Annotated in this window: 10 protein-coding genes; 3 read left to right on the top strand and 7 right to left on the bottom strand. The window is 47.1% G+C overall.

Translation table 11 applies throughout. The annotated features are described in order from the left end of the window. From purF to V6C93_RS37695, 5 genes are all read right to left on the bottom strand, one after another. On the bottom strand, positions 1-1320 hold a 1320-nt coding region (purF, locus tag V6C93_RS37715; protein ID WP_333481830.1), incomplete at its 3' end, for an amidophosphoribosyltransferase. 183 nt (positions 1321-1503) lie between these two features. After that, entirely contained in the window at positions 1504-3873 is a 2370-nt protein-coding gene (purL, locus tag V6C93_RS37710; RefSeq protein ID WP_333481829.1) for a phosphoribosylformylglycinamidine synthase subunit PurL, read from the bottom strand. 145 nt (positions 3874-4018) lie between these two features. Beyond that, positions 4019-5092 carry a dihydroxyacetone kinase subunit DhaK gene (gene dhaK / locus V6C93_RS37705; protein WP_333481828.1) on the bottom strand — a complete coding sequence of 358 codons (1074 nt, stop codon included), beginning with the start codon at positions 5090-5092 and terminating at the stop codon, positions 4019-4021. A gap of 7 nt (positions 5093-5099) precedes the next feature. Then, positions 5100-5963 (bottom strand): hypothetical protein, encoded by an 864-nt coding sequence (locus V6C93_RS37700; protein ID WP_333481827.1) that lies wholly within the window; start codon positions 5961-5963, stop codon positions 5100-5102. Positions 5964-5994: 31 nt separating this feature from the next. Beyond that, positions 5995-7260 carry a DNA methyltransferase gene (locus V6C93_RS37695; protein ID WP_333481826.1) on the bottom strand — a complete coding sequence of 422 codons (1266 nt, stop codon included), beginning with the start codon at positions 7258-7260 and terminating at the stop codon, positions 5995-5997. Between the two features lie 127 nt (positions 7261-7387). Between V6C93_RS37695 and V6C93_RS37690 the strand changes: the two genes are divergently transcribed. Next, positions 7388-7696 carry a hypothetical protein gene (locus V6C93_RS37690; protein ID WP_333481825.1) on the top strand — a complete coding sequence of 103 codons (309 nt, stop codon included), beginning with the start codon at positions 7388-7390 and terminating at the stop codon, positions 7694-7696. Between the two features lie 157 nt (positions 7697-7853). Here the strand turns inward: V6C93_RS37690 and V6C93_RS37685 are convergent, their stop codons facing one another. Continuing rightward, positions 7854-8219 carry a Lin0512 family protein gene (locus V6C93_RS37685; RefSeq protein WP_333481824.1) on the bottom strand — a complete coding sequence of 122 codons (366 nt, stop codon included), beginning with the start codon at positions 8217-8219 and terminating at the stop codon, positions 7854-7856. A gap of 206 nt (positions 8220-8425) precedes the next feature. Between V6C93_RS37685 and V6C93_RS37680 the strand changes: the two genes are divergently transcribed. Both V6C93_RS37680 and V6C93_RS37675 read left to right on the top strand, forming a co-directional pair. Continuing rightward, on the top strand, positions 8426-8821 hold the full coding sequence (locus tag V6C93_RS37680) for a four helix bundle protein (protein ID WP_333481823.1): 396 nt from the start codon (positions 8426-8428) through the stop codon (positions 8819-8821). Between the two features lie 822 nt (positions 8822-9643). Continuing rightward, positions 9644-10084: a hypothetical protein gene (locus V6C93_RS37675; protein ID WP_333481822.1), complete on the top strand. Its 441-nt coding sequence runs from the start codon at positions 9644-9646 to the stop codon at positions 10082-10084. A gap of 198 nt (positions 10085-10282) precedes the next feature. On the opposite strand, the gene V6C93_RS37670 is transcribed toward V6C93_RS37675, so the two are convergent. After that, positions 10283-11668: an ABC transporter ATP-binding protein gene (locus V6C93_RS37670; RefSeq protein ID WP_333481821.1), complete on the bottom strand. Its 1386-nt coding sequence runs from the start codon at positions 11666-11668 to the stop codon at positions 10283-10285. Between the last annotated feature and the right edge of the window lie 101 nt (positions 11669-11769).

The raw sequence follows: 11769 nt of genomic DNA, 5'->3' as shown, positions 1-11769 counted from the left end.
AGCAATGTCTTCCACTGACTTCGTTGCTGCAATTAATTGGTCTTGGCTATCTGTATCAATGCCATAGAAGCAAGGGTGAGTCACTGGCGGTGAGGAGATGCGCATATGTACTTCAGTTGCACCTGCATCACGTAGCGCTTTGACAATTTTGCGGCTGGTCGTTCCCCGGACAATCGAGTCATCGACAATTACAACCCGTTTTCCGGATAAGACATCTTTCAGGGGGTTGAGTTTCATCCGAATGCCCGATTCTCGCATGGATTGAGTGGGTTGGATGAAGGTGCGACCGACATAGCGATTTTTAATTAACCCTTCGGCGTAGAGAATGCCAGATTCCTGGGAAAATCCAATGGCGGCGGGAATACCAGAGTCGGGTACACCAATGACAATGTCGGCATCGACTAAGGACTCTTTTGCCAGCTGACGCCCTAGCTTTAAGCGATAGCTATACAGCGTTTCATCGGTCATGATGCTATCGGGTCTGGCAAAATATATCATCTCAAAGATGCAAAGCTTGCGCTCTGGCTTGGGACTCCAGTGGAAGGAGGCCATGCCTTCTTCGGTAATCCAAACCAGTTCTCCAGGCTCAACGTCCCGCAGGTATTCAGCGCCGATAATGTCTAAGCCACAGGTTTCGGATGCCAGAACGTAGCGCTGAGGATGACTGCCTACGGTGCCGATGACCAGAGGACGGATGCCATTGGGGTCACGGACGCCCATCATGCCATCCGGGGTGCCAATGACTAAACTATAAGCTCCCGAACAGTGACCAAAGGCACTCAGGGCTGCTTCCAACCATTCTTTGCCGCTATCGACTTCTGACCCGATCGCGATCGCAATCATTTCCGAATCCGTTGTGGTCGTAAAATTACAATTGCGCTGAAGCAAATGCTCACGTAGCTCTCCTGTATTCACCAAGTTGCCATTGTGAGCCAGAGCCAGTTTCCCTAAGCGAGTTTCCACCAGAGCAGGCTGAGCATTGGCAATACGACTAGAACCTGTGGTAGAGTAACGGGTATGGCCTACAGCCATGTCTCCTGGCAGTTCGGCTAAGATTGACTCGTTAAAAACCTGCGAAACTAGCCCCATATTCTTGTACAGATGCACCCGGTCTCCCTTAAAAGTCGCAATCCCTGCTGATTCTTGACCCCGGTGCTGTAGCGCATAAAGACCAAAATAAGTTAGTTTAGCGACATCTTCCCCCGGTGCGTAGATGCCAAAGACTCCACAAGCTTCCTCCTGTTTGTCGGGTCGCTGTGCATAGCTATCCTCAGATTGAGCGGAATGCTGCTGAGAAGAGAGGGGTTCGTGATGCATCATACTAAGATAGGTTCCTGATAGCGGCAGAACGTCAGTGAGACTTAGAGCGAAGCAAAAAAGCGTCGTAATTGTTAAGGTTGGTTAACAACTCTTTAACAATAGCATCAATAACAGTCGCTGTGCTGACTGAATGTGTTGCTATTAAAGCCTTTGGTCTGTTTGACAGAGGCGTTGACCGCCCAGCTATACATTCAAACGTCGTTCAAGAGCATTTGAAAAGCGTTCGCTCATTTCTATCATCGTAACGTCGATTATCGGCTGATTGTCATCAATTGACAGTTTTAATCCCGCATTTTGGCTCTTGACAAAACCTAGATTTTGCCAGTGTTGAGTCTGCTCACCCCATTGCTCTTTCAGGTAAGATTCCCAACTGGCTTGGTGTTCAGGCTTTACGGATACGAGAATGCGACTGGCACTCTCACCAAACAGCATCTCATCCCAACGCATCTCTACATCCGTTAGCCGCAAGTTAATTTGGGCACCCAATTGACCAGCAATACAAGATTCAGCGAGGGCAACCACAATTCCGCCTTCGGCACAATCATGGGCAGAACACAGCCAGCCTTGACGAATCCCTTCCCGCGTAGCAGCTTGGACGCGCCGTTCCAAATCAAAATCGACGACAGGCGGTTTACCCGCAACAACACCATGAATACTGGCGAGGTATTCAGAACCCCCTAAGGAGATGTGAGGGGTAGAAGCAGCCACGGTCAGTGGCAGTCCCAAAAGATAAATTAAATCTCCTTCGGCTTGCCAACCTTGACCGCAAACATGGGCAATATTCGGAATCAACCCCACCATTCCGATAACTGGCGTTGGGTAGATGGGTTGAGGTGTGCCGATCGCATCCAATGTTTCGTTGTAAAGAGAGACATTCCCCCCAGTTACAGGCGTTTCCATGATTCGACAAGCCTCTGCAATACCCTGACATGCCGATGCCAATTGCCAATATCCTATCGGCTTTTCTGGAGAGCCAAAATTCAGATTATCGGTCACCGCCAAGGGTTGTGCACCCACACAGCTAAGGTTACGCGCCGCTTCTGCAACAACGGCTTTCGCTCCTTCAAAGGGGTCAAGATACACATAACGGGAATTACAATCCACTGTTGCGGCAACTGCCGATTTTGCATCGGGAATTTCCCCCATCTCCTTCTGTGCCACCGGACGCAACCTTACAACAGCCGCATCAGCACCACCGGGCAACATGACAGTATTGTTTTGCACTTGATGGTCGTACTGACGATACACCCAGCGTTTAGAAGCAATTGTGGGAGTATCAAGAAGTTGGAGGAGGATATCATTCCAAGTTTGGCGGTTACCTTGGATTTCAATTCCCTCTACGCTGCAAGGCGGGAGAGAATCGGTTGTCCACTCCCAAGCTTTCCGGGCATATTCCGGTGGTTCGGCTAAAAGTTCCCGGTGATAAATCGGCGTATTATCTGCCAACGCTGTCGCTGGGATTTCTGCCGCCACCTTGCCTTCAAACAGAATGCGCACAATTGGCTCTTCAATTACCGTACCTGCTACTACAGCCTGTAGCCCCCAGCGGTGGAAAATATCAATTAATTCCTGTTCTCGTCCCTTGTGAGCAACAAACAACATCCGTTCCTGGGATTCTGAAAGCAGATATTCATAGGGAACCATGCCGCTTTCCCGGACTGGAATCAGGTCTAAATCCAGTTCAATCCCTACACCGCCTTTCGCTGCCATCTCTGAGGTAGAACAAGTAATTCCCGCCGCACCCATATCTTGGGCGGCGACGACAGCACCCGTTTTAAAGGCTTCCAGACAAGCTTCAATTAAAGATTTTTCCAGGAAGGGGTCACCAACTTGCACGGCTGGGCGATCATCCATTGATTGTTCGCTGAGTTCCGCACTGGCAAAACTCGCCCCACCCATGCCGTCTCTGCCTGTGGTGGAACCGACATACAAGACTGGATTACCGATACCCGCCGCCCCAGATTTGACGATTTCCGAGGTTTCCATCAACCCCAGTGCCATAACATTCACGAGGGGATTGTCGCTATAAGCGGGGTCAAAGTAAACTTCGCCGCCGACGGTGGGCACGCCTACTGCATTGCCATAGTGCGATATTCCTTCTACGACACCACTGAATAGCCTTCGCGTCCTGGCATCGTCCAGGGAACCGAAGCGTAGGGAGTTGAGTACGGCAATGGGACGCGCCCCCATCGTAAAAATATCCCGCAGGATGCCGCCTACTCCCGTTGCCGCACCTTGGAAGGGTTCAACGGCGGAGGGGTGATTGTGGGATTCGATTTTAAAGGCAAGTCTTAACCCGTCTCCTAAGTCTACAACTCCGGCGTTTTCTCCGGGGCCAACGAGGATGCGATCGCCTTCTGTGGGAAATTGCTTTAGCAGTGGACGCGAGTTCTTGTAGCAACAATGTTCCGACCACATGACACCGAACATCCCTAGTTCAGCCTTATTGGGATGACGCCCCAGCCGTTGAACAATTTCTTCGTATTCTTCAGGCTTCAAGCCTTCAGCAGCAATTTCTTCAGGGGAAAAGAGAGCAGAGGAGATGCTGGACATGAACACTTTGCAATGGGCGACAGTGCCATATTTTATCGGTATTTAGGATACTTGCGATGAGAAAACCGTTTAGATTTTAGATTTTGCAGGGTTTGGTGTTGTTTTTTCCAGCGTTGGCAACGCTATCGTCCTTCTGGACATCGGGTCACATTCCCCAGCGCAAGGCAGGGGTTTTGACGGGTGCATCCCAAAGTTTAATCATCTCCTCATCCATCTTCAGCAGGGTGATTGAACATCCTTGCATCTCCAACGAGGTGATGTAAGGGCCAATCAAGTTTCGCACAATCTGAAGGTTCTTCTTTTCGCAGACTGCTACCAATTTGCGATAAACGATGTACAACTCAGAAAGGGGGGTGCCACCCATGCTGTTGACAAAGGCGAGGACGGAATCACCGCTTTGCAACGAAGGGTCAGTTAGTTCTACCTCTACCCATTCTCCTTTGTCTGCATCCCACTCACGCACAGTGCGATTGTAGTCCGTGTCTTCGATGATAGAAACCGCCAGCATCTCCGTGATTTCATCCGCTGACTTGAGAGGCATTCGTTGGCGTCCCGGTTCCCCGTGAATACCGATACCCGCTTCCATTTCATCTTCACCCAGTTCAAATGTGGGGCTACCTTTTGCAGGTACGGTGCAGGAAGTGAGTGCTATCCCCATGCTGCGTCCGTTGAGGTTAACCTTACGGCAGAGATTGGCAAGTTGCTTCAAGCCATATCCCTGTTGGGCACCAGCACCGCAGATTTTTTCAGCCAGGACGGTTGTGCCAACACCCCGACGCCCTTGGGTGTAGAGGCTATCTTTAACGGCAATATCATCATCAATCAGAATATTGGATATTGGGATGCCTTCGGAGTGGGCGAGTTCTGCTGCCATCTCGAAGTTCATCACGTCGCCACTGTAATTCTTGACGATGTTGAGGACACCAGCACCCCCATTGACCATCTTGGCAGCTTCTAACATTTGGTCGGGAGTGGGAGAGGTAAAGACTTCACCGGGACAGGCAACATCTAACATTCCGAAGCCGACAAAACCGCCGTGCATGGGTTCGTGTCCACTACCCCCACCGGAGATAAGGGCGACTTTGTTGTGAATGGGTGCGTCGGCGCGATAGATGAAGTGGGGGTCAAGATGACATTTGATCAGGTCGGAATGGGCGGCTGCCATGCCTTGTAGGCTTTCGCGTACTACGTCGTCGGGGTTGTTGATTAGCTTTTTCATGTAGCCCTTAAGCGAATGTCCTGAGAAATCTGATGGCTTCGGCTTTATGCTGAAATATTGCGTGGATTACATCACCATTGTTATACCGGATGTCAATCTCGTACTTCAATGCAGGTGCGAGTGTAGATTGAGTTTCTTGGTAATTCTCGATGTATTCAATAGCCTCCTCAATAGTAGCCATCGGCTGAGATAAACCATGTAGAATAGTAGCCGTAACGCTCTGAATCCGTCGCGAAAACGACTGGTTGAAGGTATTAATAAAGTTTTTTATACTCGTTTTTTCGATATTGAGTAAGTAATTTTTAATCTCCGTAATATCTTGTTCTGATAATTTATTCCACTGGGCTATCTTATTCCGAAAATCGGATTCAGTTGTACTTTCGTCAAAATCAGCATCAATGCCAACAGATGCAAAAGCACTAACGATGCTGTCATATTGGAGGTAAAGAATCTCAAAGCCTTTAGATTGCAATTGACTAAGCGAACCGGGAGTAAACACACCTGCCAGAATAGCGCCTAAAAAGGGACGGAGGTGACTATAGGTTTCTGCTAGAGGAAACAGAGCGCCTTCAATTTCTTGGGCTTTGTTTCTAGAATGCTTAGTATAACGTCTCCATGCCGTTTGAATGAATGCAGAGGGAAGGCCGCGAGCATCTTCTGTACCGCCCCGTTCCAATACATAGTCAAGGTCATGAGAGTTACCGTAGCGGTCTTCCCAAGATACTCTTTTGCTAGACCGTGCTTTGCGCTTCCTCTGATAGTCCAAATAAAAACCTTGCCCGAACGCCACTTCTTGAAGTTTTTCTCGAATAAAATCTTGGATAAAGTTGCCAATAATCTGACCCCATTTATGTGAAAATGACTCTGCCATTTACTGAGTAAAAGCTATTTTTATTAGAAAATCAACCATGAACCCATAAGCACCCTTCGCAGAGAGGAACTTGGTGCTTACGGTTCTTCCACTTCACGTTTCGTTCCCTAGTCTTTTCAAATTTAAAAGATTCAAACCCAGCGGTTAAAGCTAGAATGCCTAACCATTCAATCACGGGAACATAAATGCCATAGGGAGCAGAATCGCCAATCACAAAGCAAACTGTTGAAGGACGTTTACGTACACGACGAAGTGTCATCCAAACTCTAGCCATGTCTAAAAAGTAGCAGGCAATCATCAAATGATAATTTTTTTTGCCCCCATGTATATTTCGTTCTTGAGACAAAAGATTACAGATATCAATAATATTTGCTCGAATTGGTTCTAACTCAGGAGATGAAAGAACTTCGTCAAGATTTACATTTTTAGTTGTTACGTGTTGTGAACATGAACGAATCAGATGCTGCCTTACCACAGTTTGAAGTTCACCCCAACCTTTAATCTCTCCCATAAAACACATTTCCAAACGTGTAGCATCGGCATAATCATAGTTGTTGGCATAAGGAGGTGAAGTAATAACTAAGTTGGCAAAATTATCAGGAACACCTTGACAAGTCCGAGCATCAGACTGAAGGAGCGTAGACTGTGACCTTGCTGTTTGTCCTACTATTCTCATGTCTGTGGCGATGGTTTCTGCCATCAAATGGAAAGCGGATAAGGGCTCCAAGGGAGATTTTTTTGTCTTACTAGGCAAAATATACTGCCAAGGTGCCGTGCCAGCATGGGAAACAGGACGAAGAATCGCTAAAAGTGTTAACCATACTAACTGAGCGGATGAAGAATTATCAGTGATCATTTCACTGGCACGTCGTAATCGATCCAAGCATTCGAGGGAGTGATCGCTAAAACATTCACGAATTAATTTAGGATAATTATCTATAGAGCCTTCTAATTTCTCTGCACTTCTAATAACCTCTGTTACACGAGCGATATAGACATCAGGATTGGTTCGATATAACAGCTTGGCTTTTGCTATCCTTACGACGAAAGGATGGGCTTCTATTCCATAGCATTCCACACCGATTTTTTCCGACACAAGCAACGTTGTCCCCGCTCCCGCAAATGGATCGAAGAGAGTGACGCTCCCCAAATTTTTGGCTTTAATAATAACGCTCTCAACCCATTGAGCCGAGAATCCCGCACTGAACCTAAACCAGCGATGAACTGGTAACTTCATGTTATTGACAAACGTTGATGCGGTTTTGTCTGGAGATGCTTGCAGCTGAATAGTTGTCAAAATCGGTTTTTTATTAGAATATTAGCTATACCTATTATCGCATTTTTTGACAGAACTTCACAGACAGTTGAATCCAAGTAACTGAATCAAGATAATACCGAATCAAAGTGCATCAAGGAACAAGTAAATGATAGACCCAACTGAGGCAGAACAATTAGCGATCAGCTTCTTAATGGCAGAGTGGGACATCCCTGAAGAGGGCAAAGAATGCTTCACAATCCTTGGCACTCGTCTTGTTACGGATATGTGGTATATCGTAGAAATTGGTGTAGAAGGATTGCCGGATAAGTGGGCGATACAGGCCGATGACACTGGATATAGTGACCCAAACTATAGCTTTATTTCACCCATTCATGCAGCCGATGGAACGGCTGATTTAACTCAGTTGCCAGAGAGTATTGCACAGGCGATCGCATCGGAACACAGTAATGCCTGAGACCAGGGAGTCCCTATCCCTGGCTCTGTTGTAGTCAGACTTTTAAGAGCGGAAGGGACAACCTGTGGTCTGTTTTTCTCCTTTGGTCAGTTTGTCCAGCAATGAACTGTTCTCGAAATAGCGTTCCAAAGACAAAATCTTTAAGTCATTGCCTCAGCTACTCTGTTTCGACTAGAACTGTAACGGCAGCGACGGCTATCAGCATTTCGTCATTTTTATCCTTGAGCGAGGGAATAGCTCGACCCTGAACCACCATTCCACCTGACTCAACTGTGAGTGTTTTGCGACCAAACGGCAGCACCGCCAGTACCTCTTCTTCTCGCACTTGTTCCGGATAAGGGACGGCGACTTGGACTTCAACAATCATTTCATTAGGGTCGCTCAAACCGGCGACTTCCCAAACACCGGGCAAGGCATTGTGTGCGATCGCATTGCGTACAGCCCTTGCTGCGGCGACAGTTGGTTCCTGCCCGTGCTGGTCTACTCCCATACCCATCTCGATAATTAAGCGTTTACGAGCCACAGCTACCTCTTTTCACCCTTAAAGCTGATCTAGCAAGTTACAATATTACCTTTTTAGTTTTTACGCTAGCCAGGTAGGTGACTCGACCCCCAGCACGATTGTGTCCCAGTTCTCAGATAATTTGATAGCCGTAGTTGGAAAAGTCTGGAAAGCTGCTCACGATGATTTCTTTTTAATTGTCAAGGGTCAGTCGTCACTAGAAGGAAATGGCGAAATCAAATTTTGAGAACTTGCAAGTTTATAAATTGGCTGAGCACCTGGCTGACGAGATTTGGGACATCGTCGGAAGCTGGGAGCAATTTGCTAAAGATACCATTGGCAAACAACTAGTTCGTTCTGTAGATAGCATTGGTGCCAATATTGCAGAAGGTGCAGGTCGGCATAGCTTTCACGACAATCAGCATTTCATCAAGCTAGCGATCGGCTCCTTGAATGAAACAAGGTACTGGTTGCGACGAGCTTACACTCGACATCTCTTGACACGAGAACAAGTCAATAAACTAAAACCGATCCTTGATGAACTCTCTCCTAAGCTAAATGCTTACCTAACATCCATTGAACCGATTCCAGAAAAACACGAACCCCCCACTAATGACTACTAATTTATGGCTTAATCAGGTGTGTCTCAGGATGACGATATTGAGATAGTATTCGAGTTCCTGTAGTCTTTAGGTAGTAGTTTAATAGGAAAGGTATTCCTCCCAGTTGAGCGATGGTAATTCATCCTATAGCGGCGATTTCAAAGGAGATGGAGTGGGTCAGAAAGATGTTTTTCGACTTACCACCGACCTGCCTGCATTGTGTCGGGAGTTGGGTAGGTAATACTGATCGTTTGTGTTAGCCTTCACCGTATTCTGATGCTGCGAAATTAAGCTGATTTCGCTCTAATCTAACTTTCGGTAAGCGGCTGACATCGATGGGTTTGAGGGTAGCGATCGCAGAAGTAGCATTAAGCTGTCACGCTTTTAAATTGCTTGTTGAGACGGACGCAGGGACGCGGGGAGGGGAGACACACAGAGGAGTTGACGGTTCGTTCCCTAACTCAACAATATGCAAATTAAATGCACAACAGCTTAGAAGAGCAGTCTTGGGGTCTGGGTTCCACCATTTTTTCTAACCCGTTCAGCCAACCGCGCTGGAGGGGTGGGACTAGATGCCGGAAATGAAGGCAATAGTTAGACTCCCCTCGCCCTTGAGCCACCCGTGTTTCTGAATTCCAGTCAGCACGAAAGAATCGTTTCCATTGAGCTTTGTGTCTTTAAGAGTTTTTTCATACAATTTTCTCCATTTTGCAACTACTTCGTGTAATACTTACGATGCATTTGCCTCCTATGCCATCTTGTTGAAGTTTAAGTCCTGTGGGGTTGGTCAAGTTGAAGAAGCGATCGCTCTGCTGTTGACCTAAGCACCCACAGGGAAACGCTATGACTAAGTCCAATCACAACCCACCACCAGAAGATAAAAGCCAACAACCCGCCAGTGTTGAAGAGGTTCTCCAAGAGCGAGTTGCTCGCGAAAAAAACATCGCTCGCAAGGAAGAAGTATTAGAAATTTACGAAGACCTGCTCCAAGCGATCTGGAATCGAATTATGCCAACTCTAGGCCGAGTGACGGTGATGGCAATTATGGAGCGGGCTTTAGTGCTAACAGCAGAAAAATATCCCTTAATCAAACATCTAGAAGCAACGGCAGAGGGAGTCTCCTTTGAAATTCTGCGTCAGCGTCTGGGAGAAGAACAGAAACCCGTTTTGCGGGAAGCCCTGAAGGAAGTGATTACCAATTTGATTGATATCCTCGTCATGTTGACGGGGGACATTCTCGTGCGACAGCTGTTAAAGGAAATTGAAGGAAGACGGCTAATATGAACTTTCTCTAAGAATTGTAGAATCTGGCGAAGTGCGAGCGCACACTCATGATGCTATACCCAGATGGTGAAGATGTAGAGAAAATAGGCAAAATAGGAAGATCCAACGAGGCCAACAGGGATGACAATCGCAAACATAGAACTGACATCTCGATCCCTAATGTAAGGTGTCATAGTGGATTGCGATAAGGCTTCCAACTCAAACAGTTGTATTCAGTTCTAACAGTTTCACGGAAAGAGCATCTGGTGGTAACGGGACATGAGAAGTGAGCATCAGCCCACCCCCCTGAAGGGTAAAATTTCTGAGAACATTGAGCATTAAAGACAAAGAATTAGGGTCTTGCCCAACCATAATTTCATCTAGCAGGCAGATTTTGGGTTGTCTTGCCAAGACAGCACCCAGCGCCAAACGCCGTTTCTGTCCTTGAGAAAGAGACTGAGGATGTCGATCGCTGCGATCGCGCAAATTCAGTTGCTCCAACAGAGAGTCAGCTACAGATTGAGGCACTCCAGGTTGTAAAATTTCTGCTTGCACGCTGTCCGCAAATAACTGGTGGTTGGGGTTCTGAAGCACAAAACCAACGTCTTTTGCTATGTAGACAACACGGCGTTTACTCACATCTCTACCTAAAATCTCCAGCTTGCCAGTCGTCGGCTTAAGTAAACCACTTAACAGCTTGAGCAGCGTTGTCTTACCACAGCCATTATCTCCCTTGAGTAAAATTGTCTCCCCTGCCGTCAGTTGAAAATCTGGAAACGGGGGATACTCACCCCAACTTAGCTGGTGAGTTTGCAGGAGAATCGGAGATTGCTGAGAGGATGGCGAAGTAAGTACCTGATTTTGAGAAGCATAGGCAGACAAGGAGGACAAGGAAGCAATTTTTCTTCTCTCTCCCTCTCCCCACTCCCTGAGTTTGCCATCCCCGAAGGAGTAAGCGCGATCGCAAATCTCTTTCATTAGGTCTAACCGATGTTCCACCAGTATCACAGACTGACCCCGATCTGCCCTCGTTCGCAGCAGTTGCAGTAACTGTTCAGTGCTTTTAGCATCGAGGTAAGCCAACGGTTCATCCAACAGCAGCACGGGTTGACCAATTGCCAAAAGGCAAGCAAGAAGTAAGCGTTGCTTCTGTCCTGCGGAGAGTTGCCGAATCAACCAATTCCGCTTTTCTTCCAGACCAAATTCTCTGAGGGCACTATCGGTTAATAATGGAATTTGATCAGCAGGCATGTTCCAGTTTTCCAGTCCGAATACGAATTCTTCCCAAACTCGCTCCGTAAAGATTTGCGTTTCAACATTTTGCAGAATAGTACAGAAATATTGCGATCGCTGCCGAACTGACCAAGAACCAATGTCTGTTCCCTGATAAAGAATCGTCCCCTGTAGTTCTCCCCCCGTATGACTAGGAGCAATTCCCGCCAAACAGTTAAGCAACGTACTTTTACCACTTCCTGTTGCCCCAGCAATCAAGACAATCTCGCCTGGGTGAAGGGCTAGATTCACTCCCTCAATCGTAGGCTGGGAGTTTCCAGGATGCCTGAAGCAAAGGTCAATAACTTCTATGAGTGGTGGGTTGGATGCCATCTAAATAAGTCAAAAGTCAAAAAGGAAGAATTTATTAATAAGCACGTTTTGTAGGGGCGGGTTTAGGGACAAAATGACGCAACGAACCGATAATCTCCAAT

Origin of the sequence: Allocoleopsis sp. (assembly GCF_036703385.1) — a bacterium.
GTDB lineage: Bacteria > Cyanobacteriota > Cyanobacteriia > Cyanobacteriales > Coleofasciculaceae > Allocoleopsis.
This window is presented reverse-complemented; position numbering and strand designations above follow the sequence as displayed.

Coding starts and splice junctions, on each gene's coding strand:
- purL (WP_333481829.1), bottom strand. CDS start 3,873: ATGTCCAGCATCTCCTCTGCTCTCTTTTCCCCTGAAGAAATTGCTGCT.
- dhaK (WP_333481828.1), bottom strand. CDS start 5,092: ATGAAAAAGCTAATCAACAACCCCGACGACGTAGTACGCGAAAGCCTA.
- V6C93_RS37700 (WP_333481827.1), bottom strand. CDS start 5,963: ATGGCAGAGTCATTTTCACATAAATGGGGTCAGATTATTGGCAACTTT.
- V6C93_RS37690 (WP_333481825.1), top strand. CDS start 7,388: ATGATAGACCCAACTGAGGCAGAACAATTAGCGATCAGCTTCTTAATG.
- V6C93_RS37680 (WP_333481823.1), top strand. CDS start 8,426: ATGGCGAAATCAAATTTTGAGAACTTGCAAGTTTATAAATTGGCTGAG.
- V6C93_RS37675 (WP_333481822.1), top strand. CDS start 9,644: ATGACTAAGTCCAATCACAACCCACCACCAGAAGATAAAAGCCAACAA.
- V6C93_RS37670 (WP_333481821.1), bottom strand. CDS start 11,668: ATGGCATCCAACCCACCACTCATAGAAGTTATTGACCTTTGCTTCAGG.